Origin of the sequence: Pseudomonas sp. GM18 (assembly GCF_000282195.1) — a bacterium.
In the GTDB taxonomy this organism is placed as follows: Bacteria; Pseudomonadota; Gammaproteobacteria; order Pseudomonadales; family Pseudomonadaceae; genus Aquipseudomonas.
On the sequence record NZ_AKJT01000031.1, the window covers coordinates 114,326 to 135,429 of the forward strand.

The window sequence follows — 21,104 nt, forward strand, 5'->3', positions numbered from 1 at the left end:
TTAAAAAGCCACTACCCAAAGCGCAGGGATTCGCTTATCCTTTTCGCTGTATATAGATACAGTAGTCGCAAAGACAACTAAATGTGAAGGCATGTGAGGTGGTGAATGGCCGTCGAAGTGGTATACCGCAGCAGCCGAGATCTGGAGCGCTTGTTCATGGATAAAGCCGAAGCTGACCGTCATGACAAAATGCTCGAACTGGCCGAATTGCTGGCTGAAGTGTTGCAAAAAGCCGTTCCGTCCCTGACCGAACAGCAAGTGGAAGAAGCCGGGATCTACATGGCGAAGAACCGCGACGTGTTCGCCAAGGCATTCAAGAGCCAGCCGGACGCACTGTCCGAACTGCTGAATGCGCCAGCTGAAGTCGCTGAAAAAGCTGCACCCGTCGAAGTCGCTGCACCTGTTGAAGTGGCGCCCGCTGAGCCGACCAAGCCAGCCAAAGCCGCCAAGACGCCGAAATAAGCAATGCCCGAATTGAATAGGCCCTGAGTCCAATGGCTCAGGGCCTTTTTCATGCCCGCAAAACGTCAGGCCTCGGGTTGTTCCAGCGCCGTCACCAGTGCCTTGAAGAACCGCGCCGCCTCGCCACCGGTGACCACGCGGTGATCGAAGGTCAGGGACAGCGGCAGGATCGGATGCACCGCCACCGCACCCTCGACCGCTACCGGTTCATCGCGGATCGCCCCGGCGGCGAGGATCGCCACTTGCGGCGGCACGACCACCGGGTTGGCGTAGCGGCCGAACAAGGTGCCGAAGTTCGACAGGGTCAGGGTCGCGCCCATCATCTCCTTGGCTGGAATCGAGCGCGCCTGCACATCGGCCCGCAGGCGCATCACACCTTCTTTCAAATCCGCCGACGTGCGATTGCCGACGTCGCGCAGCACCGGCACGAACAAGCCGTCCGGCGTATCCACGGCGATGCCCAAGTCAAGCCGTTCGTGTTGTTTGAGCGACAGGGTTTTGCCATCGAAGGCGCTGTTGAGTACCGGCTCCACCGCGCAGGCCGCCGCCATGGCTTTGGCCAGACGAATAAGTGGTTCTCGCGCCTGCCCCCAGCGATGCAGATCGGCATCGCCGAAAATCGTCACCGGCACCACTTCGGCATGGGACCTGGCCATGTTCAGTGCCATGCTGCGTCGCACACCGCGCAGCTTCTCACCGCCGAAACGCTCACGCTCCATCTGGGCCGCGCTTTCCACATCGCTGCGGGTGATCTGGCCATCCTGGCCGGAGCCGACCAAGGCGCTCAGTTCAACGCCCAGTTGTCGCGCCAATTGACGCACCGCCGGCGTGGCGCGGTTCGCCAGGTATTCGCGGGTCGAAGGCGCGGTGCCGATAAAAAACGCGTCCTCCTGATTCGTGCCGCCACCCTCAAGCCGTCCGACCACGGTGCCCGCGTCCGCTTCGCCTTCGTAACCGAGCAACGGCTCACCCACATGCAGGATGTCGCCCTCGCCGCCGAAGGTTTTCGCCACCACGCCGTCGTAAGGCGCGGGAATGTCCACCAACGCCTTGGCGGTTTCCACCGACACCAGCAATTGGTCAGCCTTGACGGTATCGCCGACCTTGACGTGCCAGCGGACGATTTCCGCTTCCTGCAAGCCTTCGCCCAGATCCGGCAGTTTGAAATATTTCATCGCAACCTCCTCGGCCTCTGGCGTCTGTTCAGGGGTGATGCAGCACGGTTTCACAGGCGTGAAGAATGTCTTCGACGCCGGGCATGTACAGCGATTCCAGTCGATACAGCGGCGGCGGAATGTCCGGTGCGGTGACTCGCTGGATCGGTGCCTTCAACTCCAGAAACACCCGTTCGTAGAGACTGGCGGCGATTTCCGCGCCGACCCCGCAGGAGCGCGGTGCCTCATGCACGATCACGCAGCGACCGGTCTTGCGCACCGAGGCCTCCATCGTGTCGAGGTCCAGCGGTTTGATGCTGGCGACATCGATTACTTCCGCCGAGATGCCCTGCTCGGCCAACGCCGTGGCGGCTTGCAGGGTTTCCATCACACTGGCGCCCCAGCTGATCAAGGTGATGTCGCTGCCTTCGCGCAGGGTGAAACAACTGTCCAGCGGCAGGCGTTTACCGTCGTCCAACAGCGGTTGCGGGTTCATGCGATAGAGTCGGGTCGGTTCGAGAAAGATCACCGGGTCCGGGTCGTCGATGGCCGCAAGCAACAAGCCATAGGCCCGGGCCGGCGAGGACGGGATCACCACCCGCAACCCCGGAATGTGCGCGAACAGTGCTTCGGTGCTTTCGCTGTGATGTTCCGGCGCGCGAATCCCTGCGCCCATCGGCGAGCGCAGCACCATCGGGCAAGTGAGCCGCCCGCGCGTGCGGTTGCGCATGCGGCTGGCGTGGGACACCAAGTGCTCCATGGTGGCGTAGATAAACCCCATGAACTGGATTTCCACCACCGGTTTCAGACCTTGGGCCGCCATGCCCACAGCCAGACCGCCAATCATGGTTTCGGCCAGCGGCGAATCGATCACCCGCTTGAAGCCAAAGCTGTCACGCAATCCGAGCGTGGCGCGAAACACCCCACCGTTCACCCCGACGTCCTCACCGAGGACGATAACGTTCTCGTCTTCGCGCATGGCCCGATGCAACGCCAGATTCACCGCTTCCAGCAGCGTCACCTTGCCGTTACTCATCGCTCGAACCTCCACGGCGTGCTACCTGTTCGAGGAACTCTTCGCGCTGCTCGGCCAAGGCTTGCGGCCACTGGGCGTAGATATGATCGATCACCGATTCCGGCGTCTGCAGGCCCGCCGCTTCGAAGTTATCCACAGCCTCCTGCACCAGACCCTGGCACTCGCTGATCAGCGCCTGCTCGCGGCTTTCGTCCCACACGCCCTGTCCGGCCATGAAACGCTGCAGGCGTTTGATCGGTTCTTCGAGCCAGGCCTGCTTGACCTCGTCCGCCGAGCGGTAGCGCGTGGCGTCGTCCGCCGTGGTGTGATCACCGAGGCGATAGCTCAGGCATTCGAGCAACACCGGGCCTTTGCCGTGGCGAGCCCGTTCGAGGGCCGCTTGCACGCGGTCATACACGGCGAGGATGTCGTTGCCGTCGACTTGCTCACCGTGGAACCCAGCGCCAATGGCTTTCTGCGCCAAGGTCGGGGCGCCGCACTGAATGCGCCGCGGTACCGAGATCGCCCATTGGTTGTTGTTGACCATGAACACCACCGGCAACTGCCAGGCACCCGCGACATTGAGGGCCTCAAGGAAGTCACCTTTGCTGGTGCCGCCGTCGCCGCAGGTGGTGACGGCGACCCGATGCTCACCACGGATCTTGAATGCGCTGGCGACGCCGCAGGCATGCAGGGCCTGGGTGGCGATCGGCACACAGATCGGGAAATCCTGCGCCACCGCCGGATCGACAAAATCGCTGCCACGCTCATCGCCGCCCCAATACAACAGGATTTCTTCCATGCGCACGCCCCGCATCAGCTGCACAGCGGTGTCGCGGTAATACGGGATCAGCACGTCTTCGGCGTGCATCAGGCTGCCGACCGCAACGCCAATGGCTTCCTGGCCCAGGGTTGGCGCATAAGTGCCGATGCGCCCGGTGCGTTGCAGGGCGACTGCTTTCTGGTCGAAAAGGCGGGTCAGGACCATCTGCCGATACAGGCGCGTCAACAGATTGAAGTCGTCGGCCCAGGCAGGAAGATCGCAAAGCAACTGGCCGTCAGGGGATAAAAAACGGGTGTAGAGCAGCTCAACCTTGTGAAGCATCACAGGGCTCCTGGCACGCGGGGTCGGCGTGCGATTGTCAGGCCCGACGTTTGTGGCGCAGGGCGCGGGGAGCAAGTTGGCCGGATAGACGCTCACTCCTTTATCGATTCAAACCTTTTCACCGGTACAGCATTACCGGTACAACACTTTCTCCGCCAACTCATCCGCTACCCTGGCCGGAGAACGTTTTTCCGCTTGGGCATGGGCGAAGACTTCGGTCAGCCGTGTACTGATTTTCGACAGGTGCGCGGTGATGGTCGTCAGCTCTTCCCCACGGTGCTTGAGCGACACGTAGATCAGCCCGCCGGCGTTGATCACGTAATCCGGCGCATACAGAATGCCCCGGCGTTCCAGCTGATCGGCGACTTCCAGATGGGTCAGTTGGTTGTTTGCCGAACCTGCGACCGCCGAGCAGCGCAGTTGCGTCACGCTGGTCCGGTTAAGCACACCGCCCAAGCCACAAGGGGCAAGAATGTCGCAAGGGGTGCTAAGTAGCGCTTCGTTGGCGATCGGATGAGCGCCCAGCTGCTCCATGGCCAATTGCACTTTGCCTTGATCGATGTCGCTGACCAACAGCTCGGCGCCGGCAGCGTGCAGCTGTTCGGCCAGGGCATAGCCGACATTGCCCAGGCCTTGAATGGCGATTCGCAGTCCTTCGAGATTATCGCTGCCCAAGCGGGCCATCGCGGTGCTGCGAATGCCGGCAAATACGCCCATGGCCGCGTGCGGTGCAGGGTCGCCCGCAGCGGTGGTGCTGGTGACGAATTGCGTCTGTTGGGCGATGCAGTCCATGTCCGCCACCGAGGTGCCGGCGTCGATGGCGGTGATGTAGCGACCGTCGAGCTGATTGATCCAGCGCCCGAACGCTTCGAATACTGCGGCGCGGTTTTCCACATGGGCCGGGCGAACAATCACCGCAACGCCACCGCCCTGAGCCAGACCGGCCAGGGCCGCCTTGTAACTCATGCCTTGGGCGAGGCGCACAGCATCCTCGATCGCGGATTCATCGCTGGGGTAGGCAAGGTAACGACATCCGCCCAGGGCAGGTCCCAGGCGGCTGTTATGGATGGCAATCACCGCCTTCAACCCGGTGACCGGATCGACGCTCAGGTGCAGCGATTCAAGGCGAGTGCTTTGCATGAGAGCGAACATCGTAGGGCTCCCGAATCACTTCTTGTAGTCGCCAGTATAGGCTTGCGCACAAAAATTGCAGAAGCGCACCGGAATAAGCAGCGCCGCTTTAAAGGTTTTCGGACATAACCTGTTACGGCCTGTGTTCTGCACTGGACGAAAGCCTGCGACGGGGCTAAAACGAGGCATTCCCCGGAGATTTTGATGACCCCGCGCCAACACTTTTTCGACTGTCTGCAACGATCACCGCCCGCGTTGTTCGAGGCGGCGCTGTGGATCGCCGCCGAACACGATAAAGAGCTAAATCCGCAGACCGTGCTGGCGGACTTCAAGGACTTGCAACAGCGGGTCAGCTACGGACTACCGATGCTGCCGGTGAATGAATTGGCGCAACCGTTGCTGCGGCGGATGAATGACCTGGGGTTTGCCCAGGACGACTTCACGCCCTTGCGCCCGCAAGTGGCGTTGCTCCATAAAGTGCTGGAACGCCGGCGCGGTCAGCCGCTGGCGCTGGGCCTGATTGCGCTGGAGCTGGCCAGAAGGCTGGAGATTCCCATGGTCGGGGTCAACTTCCCCGGGCATTTCCTGCTGCGGGTGCAAGGCGCCGATCACCTGCTCGACCCGTGCGGCGGGCGCCGACTGTACCCCAACGATTGCCGTGAACTGCTGCAACGTCAGTACGGCCCGAACATGCAGCTCAGCGCCGAGCATTTGCAGACCGCAGAACCTGCGCAGATGCTGCAACGGCTGTCACGCAACCTGCGCCAGTTGTACCTCACGAACGATGACTACATCGACGCCCTGATCGATGCCGAGCGCGTGCTGGAACTGGGCAACGCCAGTGCCTCCGACTACCTGGCCCGGGCCAGCCTCTATCAACGGCTGGACTGCCCGAATGCCGAGCGTTTTGACCTGGAACACGCGCTGCTGCTCTGTGACGATCCGATCCAGCGGATTCGCCTGACTGAACGATTAGGGCACCTGCCGCCCAATGCCATCGTCCATTAAAAGCAAAAGATCGCAGCCTTACGGAGTATCGGGCTGATTCGCCGGATGCGCCTTGACGAACGCCGGATGCTGCGCCGCCAACGCTGCCACTCGACGAATTCGTGGGTAGGCGTCCAGAGCAATGTTGAAGCGCTCGGCCGCATACAGCTGCGGGATCAGGTAAACGTCCGCCAGCCCCGGTTGATCGCCGAAGCAATAACCGGCGTCACCGATCAATTGCTCCACCGTCGCCAACCCTTGGCTGACCCAGTGACCGATCCACTCGACCACTTGCGGCTCATCGTGCCCCAACTGCCGCAGTTTATTCAGCACACTGACGTTGTGCAGCGGATGAACGTCGCAGCCGATCACCGCCGCCACGCCACGCTCGTGGGCGCGGGCGGCGAGGTCTTTGGACAGCAGCGGCACCTGTGGATAACGCTCCTCCAGGTATTCGATGATCGCCGGTGACTGGATTAGCAATTCGCCTTCGTCGGTCCGCAAGGCCGGCACCCGGCCTTGCGGATTGATACCCAGGTATGCGGGCTGGCGATGTTCGCCACCCTGCGGTGCGATCAGGTTGATCGGCAGTGCCTGGTAATCCAGCCCCTTCAACGCCAGCGCAATGCGCACCCGGTAAGACGAGGTCGAACGGTAGTAGGTATAGAGTTCCATGACCCGATCCTCTTAGCGCGCCGGCAACACTTTGCCGCGGCATTCGCCGAAACCGATGGAAGCAAAACCCTCACGGCTGCAACGTGCCCGCAGGATGATTTCGTCGCCGTCCTCGAGGAATTTACGCACCTCGCCCGAGGCCAGTTCGATCGGTTTTTTACCGCCCTCGGTGATTTCCAGCAGGCTGCCGAACTGACCGCTTTCAGGGCCGGACAGCGTGCCCGAACCGAACAGGTCGCCGGCCTGCAACTGGCAGCCGTTGACGCTGTGATGCGCCACCATCTGCGCGACAGTCCAGTACATGTGTTGGGTGTTGCTGAGGGTCAGGCGATGGGCCGGCAGATTCTGTTCGCGCATCGATTCGGTCAGCAGCAGCACTTCGAGTTCGATGTCGAAGGCACCGGCCGCCTGATCGCGTTTGTCGAACAGGTAAGGCAGCGGCTGCGGATCGCCTTCAGGGCGCGCCGGCTGGGCACGACGGAACGGCTCCAGCGCTTCAGCCGTCACCACCCACGGCGAAATGCTGGTGATGAAACTCTTGGACAGGAACGGCCCCAGCGGCTGGTATTCCCAGGCCTGGATGTCGCGCGCCGACCAATCGTTGAGCAGGCAGAAACCGGCGATGTGATCGGCGGCGTCACCGATGGCGATCGAGTCGCCCATGGCGTTGCCCTGACCGATCCAGATGCCCAGTTCCAGCTCGTAGTCCAGACGGGCGCACGGGCCAAACGTCGGCTCGGTCTGGCCGGCCGGCAGGGTCTGGCCTTTCGGTCGACGCACGTCGGTGCCGGACGGACGAATGGTCGAGGCGCGGCCGTGATAACCGATCGGCACGTACTTGTAGTTCGGCAGCAACGGGTTATCCGGGCGGAACAGTTTGCCGACATTCTGCGCGTGCTCGATGCCGACGTAGAAGTCGGTGTAGTCGTTGATCTTCGCCGGCAGGTGCATCTGGCAATCCGCCGCCAGCGGCAGCAGTTTTGCACCTTGGGCTTCGATCTTGCCGTGCAGGGTGCTGCCTTCCTTGAACAATTCGATCAAGCGTTCACGCAGGGCGACGCGTGCCTCGCGACCCAGCTCGAAAAACGCATTCAACTGGCCGCCACGAGTGGCTTCGACGGCGGTCCGCGCGGCACCGTCGTCGAACAGCCCGGCATCGAGTGCCGCTCCCAGATCAAAGATATGGTCGCCGATCGCCACGCCACTGCGCGGCGCGCCGCCCTTCACGCTGAACACGCCCAACGGCAGGTTTTGCAGCGGGAAATCCGCGTGGCCGTTGGCGGAGGCAACCCAGCTACGAGTGATGGAAGTCTGAGTCATGGGTTATCTCCGGGTCGGGTCGAAAGTGGCGGGCAGCGTGGCCCAGCAGGCGTCGTAATTGTTTTGCAGTTGCGGGCAATCCAGGGCGAATCGGCTCGGGCGCAGCACCTGGCTGGTCTCGAACATGAAAGCCATGGTGTTGTCGATTTTAGCCGGTGCCAGTTCCGCGTTGATCGCCTTGGTGCAGGTCTCGCCATCGGGGCCGTGGGCGCTCATGCAGCTGTGCAACGAGGCGCCGCCCGGCACGAAACCTTCGGCCTTGGCGTCGTACTCGCCCTTGATCAGGCCCATGTATTCGTTCATCAGGTTGCGGTGGAACCACGGCGGACGGAAGGTTTTTTCGGCCACCATCCAGCGTGGCGGGAAGATCACGAAGTCGAGGTTGGCCAGACCGTGCACGCTGGTCGGCGAGGTCAGGACGGTGAAGATCGACGGATCCGGGTGATCGAAACTCACCGTGCCGATGGTGTTGAAACGACGCAGGTCATATTTGTACGGCACGTTATTGCCGTGCCAGGCGACCACGTTCAGCGGTGAATGATCGAGCTCGCAGCCCCACAACTGGCCGAGGAATTTCTGCACCAGGGTGGTCGGTTGCTGGAGGTTTTCGTAATGCGCCACCGGAGTCAGGAAATCGCGGGGGTTGGCCAGGCCGTTGCTGCCGATCGGCCCCAGGTCCGGCAGGCGCAGTGGCGCGCCGTGGTTTTCGGCGAGATAGCCGCGGGCTTGCGGGTCGAGCAGTTCAACGCGGAATTTCAGCCCGCGAGGCAGGACGGCGATTTCCAGCGGTTCCAGCTCCATCATGCCCAGTTCGGTGGCGATGCGCAGGCGGCCCAGTTCCGGTACCAGCAGCATTTCGCCGTCGGCATTGAAGAACACCCGCTCCATGGAACGGTTGGCGCGGTAGTTATAAATGCTGATCCCGGCCGGTTTATCCGCGCCCGAATTGGCGGCCATGCTCACCAGCCCGTCGATGAAATCGGTGGGCTCGGTCGGAATGTCCAAAGGGTTCCAGCGCAGACGATTGGGGGTCACTTCACCCAACGGACCACCGGCCAGTTGCCGATCCAGTTTGACGAATGCCGGGTGATTGGCCGACGGCTGAATGCGGTACATCCAGGTCCGGCGTGCTTCGCTGCGGGCCATGGTGAACGCAGTACCGGAGAACAATTCGGTGTAGAGGCCGTAAGGGGCTTTTTGCGGGGAGTTCTGGCCGACGGGCAGTGCGCCGGGCAACGCTTCGCTGCTGAATTCGTTGCCAAAGCCTGACTGATAAGCCAGCGCTGGCGCCGTTGAATCGAGGTTCATGGAGCCTCCTGAACGGGAGTAGGCAATGGCCTGTCGCTCTGCTGCAGAGGTCTTGGCACGCCTGGGTTATTTTTATCGTAATTCAATTACGCATAACGTAATTTGATTGGTATTGACCGTCAAGCTATAAAGACGCCCATTCGTCCCGGGATCACACCGCCTCCATGACCAGCGAAAGCAACGGTAAACAGAAAGTCCGCTCGGCCGAAGTCGGCACCGACATCCTCAAGGCGCTCGCCGAGCTGTCGCCCTCGACCTCGCTGTCGCGCCTGGCCGAACACGTGCAGATGCCGGCGAGCAAGGTTCACCGCTATTTACAGGCGCTGATCGCCAGCGGTTTTGCCGAGCAGAACACCGCCACCAACCATTACGGCCTCGGTCGTGAAGCGCTTAGGGTCGGCCTGGCTGCTCTGAACAGTATGGACGTGCTGAAAGTCGCCGCCCTGCCCTTGGCCGAACTGCGTGACGATCTGAACGAAACCTGTTTTTTGGCGGTGTGGGGTAATCAGGGTGCGACGGTGGTGCACATCGAGCCGGCAGTGCGCGCGGTGACGGTGGTCACGCAATTGGGTTCGGTATTGCCGTTGCTCAGTTCATCCACTGGCCTGGTATTTGGCGCTTACCTACCAAAGCGGGAAACCGTGGACTTACGCGATCAGGAACTTCACAACGCCACTGACCACGTCTTGGCGGACGATCAGACCTATGCGGCCTTATGCGAACAGATCCGCGAACGCGGCCTGCATCATGTGCATGGGTTGCTGATGCCGGGAGTGGATGCGTTGTCGGCACCGGTATTCAACGCAGCAGGGAATGTAGCGGCGGTCATGACCATCGTCGGTCCGACCTCACTGTTTCACGCTGACGAAAACGGCCCGGCGGCGCAGCGATTGCTGGCAGCGACGCGGGCCGTGAGTTGGCGGATGGGGTATCAGCCCGCCGATGTCAGTCGCTGAATCAGACGCGATACCTGTGCTCAGCCATTGTCCTTACCCGATCGTGGTTTTGCTCGTGATGCTCTCTGGGTCGTCGAGAACCTCCTGAATGACCTCCAGCGCCCGCTCATGCAATCGAGGCTGCCCGGATATTTCGGCAAACATTTTTTCCACGGTATACACATCACCCAGCAGACCGATCAGGTCTTTCTGCAACTTGGTAACCTGCGACAGTCCTCGAATTCCCTTGGCCAGGGAAGCCAACTCAACCACCGCCTTGATGTAATGCTTCAGGGCCTTGGTCCGATTGCCATCGGTATAGGCATGAACACTTTGCACCAGATTCTGAGTAAACAAGGCGACGCTCAACGCGATACCGACGGGGGCATAGACAATGGCGATAACACCCACCGCCGAAACGACGGCGTCGTACACCAGACCGGTGATGATCTCTTCAAGGCTTTGCGTTTTCTCGTCGACGTCAGAGATGACCTTGTTCAATACGTCGTAATAACACCAATACAAATCCGTGATCCGACTATTACGTTCCAGAGTTGGCGCCTCGGTAAAGTTGGCGACCTGCTCCAGATTCGTCAGGTAAGTACCGACCTCCGGCTGGTATTTCGCAAATGACCGATTATAGAAGTAATCACCGAGGCCACGGGTTTTCACCGCACTCACAAAATCCTTGAACGGCCGCAGCTCGCATCCGTCCGGTGCATCCGGGGTGTACAGATATTCCTCGATCTTCCCGGCAACGTGCAGCCTGAAGACGAACGCCCCGACCATCAGGCGCCCCTTGAGATGGAGTTTGAACAAAGCACTGTGTCGCACATCGCCAGGCGATTCGCCCACAGGCCCGTCCGCTTGCGCAGAGTCAAACGCCGCGACAACTTTCATCAACTCATCGAAGTGTTCCCGAACCAGACGGCCTGTGAATAGCGCCTGCATGATTGCCACGCGCATCTGGCATTGCATGATTGCGCTGTATAGCTGCTGCTTGAAAAAGCCTTTGGAACGGTCGATGTGCGTTGCACGCAACATGTCGATGTACTTTTCACCCGGGCGCAGCGTTCGCGACCAAGCGGCAACTTCGTGAATAGAGAGCTTGGTGATGGGTGGATGGTCAGTTGCCTCTGTGAAACGCGGGACACCGTCTCGGGCTGCGTTATCAGAATAAAAATGCACCTCGTCGGCAATCAGCCGGGTCAGTGTCATCTGTTGGCCCCGTTCAACTTCCACGAAAATCCGGTCGGGGTCGATAGCGACTTTTTCGCCTCTGGACAGGAGAACTTCTTCAATCTGCTGTTTGATCAACTGATGGCAAAAACGCTCATAACTGATAAACCCGCCTTCACGTACTTCAATGGTTTTCAATGCCCGGAGTTCACAATTCATCCGGGTGAAATGCTGGCGCTGCTGCTGTGTAGCGGTCCGATAACCATAGGGGGTGTGACTTTCTTCCTGAGCCACGAGCCAGGCCCGATAGTTGTAAACAACGGTATTCAGAACTTCGTCCCCTGTGTAAGGGGTGGGCGCAAGCGAAACGCCACGCCATAGATTGGGCAGTTTGGAAACCTGGTTCATATAACCGCTGATGGCCTCGCGATCCAGTGCGTGGGAGCGCCATAGCAGGTAGTCATTCCCCTCGGACGTTGCCGTCCAACCACCGATTTCAAAGCTCAATTGCCTAAGGGAGGGCAATTGGTACCAGTCCTGACCGCCAGGCGAATCGGGAGCATACAGCAGCCAGTCGTCCTGGCTGGGGCTGCGGCGGCCAATGGCAACCAGTTCCAAGAGTGGGCGAGTATCGTCACGTAACTGTAATGGCGCGATCATCAGGTTCGCATCCCCGTCCACAGCACGTTGAACCCGTTGGAGACTGGCGTCGTCGAGATGCCCCTGGAGCTTCGCGCCAAAGGCACTCAGCAGCAATTGATCCCGGGTGATGCGGGCCATGGCGGTGACCACCTCACTGCGCTGGAACATAGGCCGGTATGCGGCACCGTAGGCGGCGCGCACATCTTCGGTCAACACTTCCTCCAGCCATTGCTGGTTTAATCCGGAAGGAAGGCCTTCACCTTCAAACGTGATCCAGCCCCGCCGACCCTCTTCGTGCAGGCCGCACAGCAGCAAATCCGTCAGCGAACGCTTGTCTTCCTGTGTGATTCGGCCCCCGGCCACATCGAAGATGTAACGGCTGGTGGTCATCAGGTTGTCGGGATCCAGCGTGCTGCCAAATTCCAACTGCAACAGCTGGCTGGCCACGCTTTTTGCGTAAGTCTGCACGCTCGCGTGATCACCCAGTTGTTTGTCCAGATCGGTTTGACTGGCGATTAATTGTTGTTCCAGTTCGCCATAGTGCCCTTGTTCGTTAACACTGGCACGCTCAAGCCATTGCGGGCGATTGCCGACATCAACGGGTAGATACTTGTTCAACATATTCATACTGTTATCCCTGGAAATTTAAATAACGGAGCGAAAACTCACACCAGCAAATTAACCTAGGACAACAACACGCCAAAGCAGCCAAGTAACACTAATTATTTACAACTTAAACCGCATGTAAAATATTAACTTTTAAATAAAGACCAATGATACCCCCATCATCAGAATCAATCCCACAAACCTAGCAGCTTGGCCTTCGCCACCGCTTGCGTCCTGCGTTCGACCCGCAGTTTTCCATGTATTCGCCGAGTGTGGGTTTTAACAGTATGCAATGAAATAAACAGTGAATCGGCAATTTCTTGATTGGAATGGCCGAGTGCAATCAGCTTCAGCACTTGCAGCTCTCGCTGACTTAATATTTCTGTCGCATCCGCACGATTGCAAAGTTGATGGCAAGACAATAGAGAAGCCTGCTCATCGTGTAACAGTAATGGCTGACGCTGACGCAACTCACTTAACACCTGAAGTGTCTGATACCGCGCAACGTTGCGTAGACCCTCCTGCAACACATCAATGGCCTTCGTGGTGTGACCGTCACACCACAGCACTTCGGCCAGGGCCAGTTGTAATTCGGTGGCGAGCGCGAACATTCCGCGCGCCTGCGCCTGCTTCATCAATGACTCAAGCTGTGGTGCAGCATCGACTGCATCCGGCTCTGACCGATCTCTGGCGATAATCAACAAATATTCAATGTGCGGAATCAGCTCCAGAGTGGCCGGGGGGGCCTGTCGCGCCTGCGGCCCGCGATAGTGCTTGAGTACACGGCTCAAGGCCTCGCGCGCCAGTTCGGCACGTCCCTGTTGCAACCAGAAATGACTGCTGATTTGTAATAACACGCCCCGGTAAACCGTGTCCGGAATCTGCCGCTGCTGCATCAGTCGTTCGGCATCGCGCAATCGTATAAAGGCTTGAGTGTAATCGCCCCGGTTGGCCGCCAATTGCGCCTGACCGAGATACCCATACAACACGCGCTTGTCATGGTTGCGCAGGCAATCGTCCAGGCCCGCCTGAAAAAACTCGGCCGCACGTTCATCTGCACCCAGGCACAGGGCCAAACGCCCTCGACGCAACGCGATTCGTCCCAGCAAGGGTGCAGGTCGATCCGAACGCTGGCAGAGCAACTCATCGATATCGCGGAGCAGGCTTTCGGCCCGCACCGCCGCGCCCCGTTGCTCCAGCAATTGCGCATGATCGAGTTCCATCAGGCCCTCGAACACCAGCGAACCTTGCGCCCGCGCCAGGCACAAGGCCTCACGGTTATGGGCTTGCGCCACGTCGAGTTCGCCCCTTAGCAATGCCTGTTGCGTCAACCCCGACAAACACATCAACCGCGCCGTCCAACAGTCGGGATCGAGTGCGCTCAACGCGTCAAGAAAGTGCGCGCGAGAAAGCTCCATGCGCCCCTGCAAATGCAGTAACCAACCCTGCAGGGCCTGCCAGCGTGCAATCAATCGCCGCTCAAGCACCGCCGAGGGCTGAGGCATGAAATGCGCCAAACGAGCGATGCAGGTGGTCGCCTGTTCGAAACGGCCGGCAAATAGCAGCGCGGCGGTAATCAATCCCACCAACTGTGGGCTGCCCAGTGTCAGTTCTTCGCCTTGTTGCTCATGCAAACGCAACAGCAGCACCACCGTCTGCTCCTCGAACAAATGTTCGAAACTGAAGTGTTGCAACAGGCTGACCGCCACTTCGTACTCCTCGGCGAGCAATGCCTGCTCGAAGGCCGATTTCCAGTCCTGCTCGGCGCAGAACCATTGGCAGGCACGCCGATGCCAGGAGCGTCCCGCCGGCCATTGCTCATCGCGCAGCAACTGGGTGAACGGGGTGAAAATCTGCAGCCAGTCGGTGGAGTCCCGCCAGGGTTCGATAAAACAGCCCAGCGCTTGCAAGGTCCTCAGGTACTGCGCGCCCTCCCCGGCCCCGAACAGGTGATCGCATAGCCGGGCATTGAAGCGTGGCAAGTGGGCCAGCACGCGCCAGGCCTCGCTCAACTCTGGCGTCAGCGAGCTGAACAACTCGTGCTCCAGATAATCGAGCAAGGTGTCTGCCCGTCCCTGGGGGTTGTCCTGACGCGACCAGTCGCACTTCTGCAACAGTGCGATCCGCACACCGGCACACCAGCCGCCGGTGCGCTGGATGACCCGACTGGCTACCTTGTTGGCCTGATCAGGCACCCAGGGACGCAACAGCCGCTCCACTTCACCTGAAGTAAAAGCCAGCGAAGCGCTCTCGCACTCGTACAACTCATCATCGAGCAGCAACCTTGGCCAGTTGCATTGCGGCCGACGGCGAGTGCCGAGCCACCAGGTCAGCATCGGGCTGCCGATCGCCAACATGCGATCCAGCAACGAGTCCAGCTCCGGGTTCGGCAGACGGCAGTAGTCATCGAGGAACAGCCAGGTCGGCGTCTGCAATCGCGCCAGATTGCTCAGCAATTCGGTTTCGCCCGACGAGGCCAACCCCAGCGCCTCAGCCAGACGATGACGAAAATCGGCCGCGCTCGATGCCACGCCAGACAAGGGCAGCCAATGCGCCCGGCACTGGGTTGGCGCCTGCAAAAAGCATTCGGCGAGCAGCGCACTCTTGCCACTGCCGGCGGGTGCGCAGAACAATTTCACCCGTGCCGTGGAGGCCAGTAACGGCTCGGTCAGGCGAGCCCGCGACAGGTGATGCGAGGACAGGCGGGGCAGGAATCCAGAACGGTCCAGACACGGGGTCATGGCGGTCATTGCAGCGTGCCTTTTTATAATTGTCCGACAACCCTAACCCTCTCCAACCCGCTTGTTGAGAGGTATTCAGCGCGCTGATTGGCGCCCATAAAAAAGGCGACCCACCGGTCGCCTTTCGTGATGCCAATGTATCAAAACCCTTACCGAACGCCCTCGGCGCGCAGAGCCGACGGGGTGTAGTCGGCAGCCTTGGCGTTGAAGCCAAATTCGAAACTGTGCTTCTCTTCGTTCTTCATTCCCAGGGCAATGTATCGGCCAGCGATGATGTCGTAGAGCGCCTCCAGGGTGTAGGCCGGCGTCTGGTGATCGTAGTAGTACTGGGCGTGACCTTCGGCCACTCGCCACAGCTGGCCACGACCGTCGTAGTGGTCCACCAGCGCCACTTGCCAGCTGTCTTCGTCGAGGTACATGTGGCGTTTGGCGTAGATGTGCCGCTCGCTCGGCTTGACCGTGCCGATCACTTCCCAGACCCGGTGCAACTCGTAGCGGGTCAGGTCCTGGTTGATGTGCCCGGCTTTCACCACGTCATCGTACTTGAGGCTCGGCGAGTCGAGTTTGTAGCTGTTGTAGGGGATGTACATTTCCTTTTTGCCGATCAGTTTCCAGTCGTAGCGATCCGGCGCACCGGAAAACATGTCGAAGTTATCCGAAGTGCGCAGGCCATCAGCGGCGGTGCCCGGTCCGTCGTAGGCCACTTGCGGTGCACGACGTACGCGACGTTGACCGGCGTTGTAGATCCACGCCAGGCGCGGCTCTTTCACCTGGTCGAGGGTTTCGTGCACCAGCAGCACGTTACCCGCCAGCCGCGCCGGCGCGGTCACCGACTGCTTGAAGAAGGTCAGCACGTTGGCGGCTTTGTCCGGGTCCAGGTCCTTCATCAGTTGCGGTACGGCGATCTCTTCCTCGAAGCGGATCGGCGTGTAGCTGCCGTTGGTCTGAGGGGTCACCTGGGTGATGATGCGTCGCAGGTTGCCGCCGTGGTAACGGGTGATGTGGTTCCATAGCACCTCGACGCCGTTCTTCGGAATCGGGAACGCGTAGTAGCGGTTGCCGGTGAAATTGGCCAGGCCGTTACCGTCGTTGATGGTGGTCACGTTCAGCGCGCTGCGCTTGGCCGACTCGTAGATCTCCGGCGGCACGGCGACGGTGCGGTGGGTTGGGTAGACCGGAATCTTGTAGGTTTCCGGGTAGCGCTTGAACATCGCCACCTGACCGTCCGAAAGCTTGTCCTTGTACTTGTCGACCGTTGCGGCGGTGATGGTGAACAGCGGTTTCTCACTGGCGAACGGGTCGGCCAGGAAGCCTTTGCTGTCGACGGCGCCGGCGTTTTTCGGGATGCCACCGGTCCAGGCCGGGATCGAACCATCGGCGTTACCGGCCTTCTCGGCGCCCAGCGGCGTGAGTGTGGTGCCGAGCTTGCCGGCCTCTTCCGGCGAGACCGCAGCCATCACGTTGGCGGCCAACAGACTCAGTGCCAGGGCGCCGCATTGCAGAATCATCTTGCGCATTAACATCATCCTTCTCAGCCAGATCAGAAGTTCACGCCGAAGCTCAGCGCCAGGAAGTCGCGGTCGGTCAGGGTGTTGTAATTCCCGCCGAAAAAGTCGGTGTAACTCAAGCTTGCGGTATAGGTGTTTCGGTAGTCGGCATCGACACCGACGCTGACCGCCTTGGCGCCTTCGTTGAACAGCCCGTTGGGGCCGTAGCCGGCGACGTCATGGGACCAGGACAGGTTGGGCTTGAGGTTGATCCCGCCAATCACGTTGGCGTAATCGAGGATCGCCCGGGCGCGGTAGCCCCAGGAGGTCGAGGTGACGAAGCCGTCGGTATCGCCACCAAAACCGTACTGGCCGTAGACCGAATCACGGCCGTAACGCAACTTGCTCCGCGGCTCCAGACCACCGACATGGACCACCGCCGCTTCACCGACCAGGGTCAGCCGTTGGGCACCCAGCACTTGATCGAAGAAGTGCGTCAGGGTGCTTTGGACCTGAGTCACTTCCTTGCGGCGGTAACCGGTATTGTCAGCGCCAGGCCGGGTCGCAATGGGCGATGCCGCGCCGCCGGCGATCGGGTTGAGCAACGCCAGGGTCAGGTCGTTGGTGTTGACCTGCACCGGAGCGTTGGGCCGGTAGCTGATTTCGCCGGTCCAGGCAGTGCCGGTGGGCAAGGTCGTGGAGAAGCTCGCACCGTACAGACGAATGTCTTCCGGGTATTCGAGGTAGTACTGGCCGCGCCCGAGCATCACGCTCTGGGCCAGGCCTGCACCGCTGCCCGGGGCCAGACGGTTGGCAGCGCTGACCATGCCCGGCAGTCTGGCCAGTGTGGACAGCCCGGCAGTGGTGGTGCCGACGGTCGGTGTACGACTGTGGTAGTTCATGAAGTAGAGGCCGTATTCGGTGTCGTCACCGAGCCAGCGCAAGGCCGCGCCCCATTGCCCCGAATCCCGGGCATCGCGGTCACCGCCACGGGGCACGATCACCCCCTCACGGGTGACCTGGATAGGTTGGCCAAAGGCTGCCGCCAGCGGTGCCAGCGGAGCAATCGCCGGGCTGCCGACGGTGTAGTTGTTGTTGCAACCGTCCGCCACCACGTCGTTACCGAAGAAGGTGCCACAGTTGTCGAGAACCGTCTGATCCCACTCCAGTTGGTAGAAACCTTCCACCGTGAGTTGATCGGTCAAGCCCTGGGAAGCGAACAGCATGTTGACCGGAATCAGGCCTTCCTTGATCTCCGCGCCGGGACGCCGGAACGCCGAAACGTCGACCGGGTTGATGCTGTTGATCGAGTTGCCGATGAAGGTGCTTTCACCCCAGCTGACCACCTGTTTACCGGCACGCACGGTGCCCGGCAGATCGGCGATGGAATAGTTGTGATAAACGAAGGCATCGAGAAGCTCCGCCCCGGAAGACTTGGCGCCTTCCTTGCGGCCACTGTCACTGATCTGCTTGAACTCCCGGTCTTCGTCTTTGAGCTCGAAGTCGTACCAGTACTTGCCACGGACGAACACGCCCGTGTCGCCGTACTTCAATTCGAGGTCGTGGATGCCTTTGAAGATCTTGGAGAAGGTTTCGCCTTTCTTGAAGTTCAGGCGTCCGTCATCACCGGTCGAAGACTGGCCTGTCCCGCCATTGACGGTGCCCACCAGCGACTTGTCGGCATCGCGCATGCCCCAGCTTGCGCCGACGGACAACGAAGAATCGAACTGCCCCTCGATTTCGCCGATGTTGAATGAAACAGCCTGCGCCTGGGCACAACAGCCCAAGGCCACCGCAGCGGCCAGCGCTTGCGGTTTGAAGATGGCGCGCATTGTTGTTTTTGTCATGCGTCTTCCCCAGTGAGTGACAGAAGGCCCCACCCTACTGCCGCTCGCCGGGAGCGATAAGCGCACCAAGGAGGTATTCGCGATGTACCTCCAAAGGATGAATGCCCGCATGGGACGGGGTTTTGCGCGGGGTATGGATGGGCTGGATGAAGGGTTATCAGTGCAGTGCATGGGACATGGTTGAAGTTGGATGGTGTAACAGCTGCCGAGCTTGCGAGGCTGCGTTCGGCTGCGAAGCAGTCGCAAAATCAGGCACTGCGTTCCGTCAGGCACACTGTGGACTCAGGGTTTACGACTGCTGCGCAGCCGAACGCAGCCTCGCAAGCTCGACAGCTGCTACGAGCGAACGCAGGCTGCGCCAGCTGCTATAAAAGGTCAGCCGAAGACTGTTGCCCAGACTGTAACAGTGCATGTCTGGAATCGCTATTTTTCCTTTGCGATCAATCGCTTATTCTTGCCGGGCTTTCACGGCAGACGGCCTCGAAGCACGAAGCGATGGGGATGATAGACCACCCCATTGGCGACAGAATCCAGATGATTTGAAGCGCACTTTTTCGACTCATCACCCTGTGTTCACTGACGTTGATTTGTAGCTCCTGGATCCACGTCTTACTTTGGCCGCTGCGTTTGCAGCGGCCTTTTTTATGGGCGATGGTTTTTCAGGCAGGGAGTCATCGGCAGGAGATGACGGGACTCAGGCAAGCCCCGCCAGATGTCGCGCAATCAGAGGGAATGCTTCTGCAAGTTCTCCATCATTTCCTTCAGCGCCTCAATGTTGTCCTTCGGATGCGCTGCGCCTTCGAAATCACAGATCTGCTGCCAATGCGCCGCCACATCCTCTGGTGAAAAACCGACCCGCGGATCGAACCCGGCGCCCAGACTGCGCTCCCAGCGCACTTTGCCCATCCAGCCACCACCGACCTCAAACAGACCCGACGTTTCCTGGCATTGCTCGCTGGCCAGGTACACCACCAGCGGGCTGACCAGTTCCGGTTTGAGCTGTTCGAACATCTGTGGCGGGATCAGGCCTTCGGTCATGCGGGTGCCGCCGGTGGGGGCGATCGCGTTGACCAGGATGTTGTTCTTGCGGCCCTCGATAGCCAGTGTGCGGGTCAGGCCGTAGAGGCCGAGTTTGGCCATGCCATAGTTGGACTGGCCGAAGTTGCCATAGATGCCCGAGGTCGACGCGGTGAAGATCACGCGGCCATAGTTTTGCTCGCGCATGTGTGGCCAGGCGGCGCGGGTGACCTTGTAGGCGCCTTCGACGTGAACGCGGTAAACCAGGTCCCAGTCGCTGTCGTCCATTTTGTGAAAGGTCTTGTCACGCAGGATACCGGCGTTGTTCACCACGACATCGATACGACCGAACGTATCGAGAGCGTGCTGGACGATTTTGTCACCGTCGGTGACAGAGTCATGGTTAGCCTCGGCGGTGCCACCCGCTTCGCGAATTTCCGCCACCACTCGATCAGCCGCCGACGCATTGGCGCCTTCACCTTGAGCCGAACCGCCGAGATCATTGACCAGCACTTTGGCGCCCTGTCTGGCGAACAGCAATGCATGCGCTCGCCCCAAGCCGCCGCCCGCACCGGTGACGATCACGACTTTATCTTCGAAGCGCACAGACTCATTCATGGGGAACTCCAGCAGGCCAGGGACTATTAGTGCGAGTGTCAGGCACAGAGCTGCCGGTCACAATGAACACGGGGGCGGCTGAATGGTGCGCGATAAGGCTGCGGGATAGTCAGGAACACGCCAACTTGAGTGGCGGTGACATCAACTGGTCGCGAAACTCCAGATAGTGCTTGAGCACCTGCGCCGGCGCTTCGATCTGTGGGTAATGGCCGATCTCGGGCAGCAGGATCGTGTCCGGAGCGGGAATCAGTTGCCGATAGCGCGCCACCATGTGCGCGCCGGATACCGGATCGACCTCGCCATCGATGACGCGCATCGGTATCTGGCCACGCTGCATGGCGCTGACCCAACGCTCACGCTGGACCCGCCGCTGCGGGATATAACCGATCAATTTATGCATGATCCGCTGCCCGTGATTGCTGTCGACCAGGCTCCAGAAATCATCCAGCTCACTTTCGGTGGGCCGGGTCTGCGGACCGAAAATCTGCTTGAAACCCTTCACCAAAGCATCACGGGAAAAGGCTAGCCCGATCATCCAGCCCAAGGGGCTTAGCAGGAGTTTTTGCATCAACACCGGGCGATGGGTTTCGGGAAACAATCCACCATTGAGGAACACGCAACTGGCGATATGAGCGCGTGCCTCGTAGTGCCGGGCCAAGAGCTCCTGGGCAACGCTGTCGCCATAATCATGTGCCAACACGTGAACGGGTTGCTCGACGCTCAAGTGCGCCAGTAACGCCTGTTGCAGATCGGCCTGTTCCAGCAGGCTGTAATGGTGGTTCACCGGTTTGGCCGAATCGCCGAAGCCGAGCATGTCGCAGGCAATCACACGATAGCGCTGCGCCAGCGGCTGGCACAGGTAATGCCAGTCCCAA

The 21,104-nt window shown here is 60.2% G+C and carries 15 protein-coding genes and 1 pseudogene; 3 read left to right on the forward strand and 13 right to left on the reverse strand.

Translation table 11 applies throughout. From position 1 onward, the window contains the following. Positions 1–105: 105 nt before the first annotated feature. Positions 106–360: pseudogene (locus tag PMI21_RS19455) on the forward strand (YebG family protein); the annotation flags it as partial. 167 nt (positions 361–527) lie between these two features. On the opposite strand, the gene PMI21_RS19450 reads toward PMI21_RS19455, so the two are convergent. From PMI21_RS19450 to PMI21_RS19435, 4 genes are all read right to left on the reverse strand, one after another. Further along, positions 528–1,637, reverse strand: coding sequence for a dihydrolipoamide acetyltransferase family protein (locus PMI21_RS19450; protein ID WP_007936372.1), 1,110 nt, complete (start codon positions 1,635–1,637; stop codon positions 528–530). 28 nt (positions 1,638–1,665) lie between these two features. Next, positions 1,666–2,652, reverse strand: coding sequence for an alpha-ketoacid dehydrogenase subunit beta (locus PMI21_RS19445; protein WP_007936375.1), 987 nt, complete (start codon positions 2,650–2,652; stop codon positions 1,666–1,668). Next, the gene (gene pdhA / locus PMI21_RS19440; RefSeq protein WP_007936377.1) at positions 2,645–3,736 is read right to left on the reverse strand and encodes a pyruvate dehydrogenase (acetyl-transferring) E1 component subunit alpha; all 1,092 of its coding nucleotides are present in this window, start codon (positions 3,734–3,736) and stop codon (positions 2,645–2,647) included. The genes PMI21_RS19445 and pdhA overlap by 8 nt, the downstream gene beginning before the upstream one ends. Before the next feature lie 132 nt (positions 3,737–3,868). Continuing rightward, positions 3,869–4,888 (reverse strand): Glu/Leu/Phe/Val dehydrogenase family protein, encoded by a 1,020-nt coding sequence (locus PMI21_RS19435; RefSeq protein WP_007936379.1) that lies wholly within the window; start codon positions 4,886–4,888, stop codon positions 3,869–3,871. Positions 4,889–5,071: 183 nt separating this feature from the next. Here PMI21_RS19435 and PMI21_RS19430 point away from each other — a divergent pair, with 183 nt between their 5' ends. Beyond that, on the forward strand, positions 5,072–5,875 hold the full coding sequence (locus tag PMI21_RS19430; protein ID WP_007936381.1) for a SirB1 family protein: 804 nt from the start codon (positions 5,072–5,074) through the stop codon (positions 5,873–5,875). Positions 5,876–5,893: 18 nt separating this feature from the next. Here the strand turns inward: PMI21_RS19430 and maiA are convergent, their stop codons facing one another. From maiA to hmgA, 3 genes are read right to left on the reverse strand one after another with little or no spacing between them, the layout of a single operon-like run. Further along, complete coding sequence (gene maiA / locus PMI21_RS19425) at positions 5,894–6,529, reverse strand: maleylacetoacetate isomerase (RefSeq protein WP_007936383.1); 636 nt, start codon at positions 6,527–6,529, stop codon at positions 5,894–5,896. 12 nt (positions 6,530–6,541) lie between these two features. Beyond that, positions 6,542–7,849: a fumarylacetoacetase gene (fahA, locus tag PMI21_RS19420; protein ID WP_007936384.1), complete on the reverse strand. Its 1,308-nt coding sequence runs from the start codon at positions 7,847–7,849 to the stop codon at positions 6,542–6,544. A 3-nt stretch (positions 7,850–7,852) separates the two neighbouring features. Further along, positions 7,853–9,157 (reverse strand): homogentisate 1,2-dioxygenase, encoded by a 1,305-nt coding sequence (hmgA, locus tag PMI21_RS19415; RefSeq protein ID WP_007936385.1) that lies wholly within the window; start codon positions 9,155–9,157, stop codon positions 7,853–7,855. Between the two features lie 164 nt (positions 9,158–9,321). On the opposite strand from hmgA, the gene PMI21_RS19410 reads away from it, so the two are divergent. Continuing rightward, positions 9,322–10,113: an IclR family transcriptional regulator gene (locus PMI21_RS19410; protein ID WP_007936386.1), complete on the forward strand. Its 792-nt coding sequence runs from the start codon at positions 9,322–9,324 to the stop codon at positions 10,111–10,113. Positions 10,114–10,146: 33 nt separating this feature from the next. Here the strand turns inward: PMI21_RS19410 and PMI21_RS19405 are convergent, their stop codons facing one another. The 6 genes from PMI21_RS19405 to PMI21_RS19380 form a co-directional block, all read right to left on the reverse strand. Then, a complete protein-coding gene (locus PMI21_RS19405; RefSeq protein ID WP_007936387.1) occupies positions 10,147–12,540 on the reverse strand; it encodes a dermonecrotic toxin domain-containing protein in 2,394 nt (797 codons plus the stop codon). Between the two features lie 167 nt (positions 12,541–12,707). Continuing rightward, positions 12,708–15,269: a LuxR C-terminal-related transcriptional regulator gene (locus PMI21_RS19400; RefSeq protein WP_007936388.1), complete on the reverse strand. Its 2,562-nt coding sequence runs from the start codon at positions 15,267–15,269 to the stop codon at positions 12,708–12,710. Positions 15,270–15,409: 140 nt separating this feature from the next. Next, positions 15,410–16,777: a DUF1329 domain-containing protein gene (locus tag PMI21_RS19395; protein ID WP_007936389.1), complete on the reverse strand. Its 1,368-nt coding sequence runs from the start codon at positions 16,775–16,777 to the stop codon at positions 15,410–15,412. Positions 16,778–16,800: 23 nt separating this feature from the next. Further along, entirely contained in the window at positions 16,801–18,594 is a 1,794-nt protein-coding gene (locus PMI21_RS19390; protein WP_007936390.1) for a DUF1302 domain-containing protein, read from the reverse strand. Between the two features lie 723 nt (positions 18,595–19,317). Next, entirely contained in the window at positions 19,318–20,229 is a 912-nt protein-coding gene (locus PMI21_RS19385; RefSeq protein WP_007936391.1) for an SDR family oxidoreductase, read from the reverse strand. A gap of 109 nt (positions 20,230–20,338) precedes the next feature. Further along, positions 20,339–21,104, reverse strand: a 766-nt coding sequence (locus PMI21_RS19380; protein ID WP_007936392.1) for an alpha/beta fold hydrolase, incomplete at its 5' end; no start/stop codon positions are given.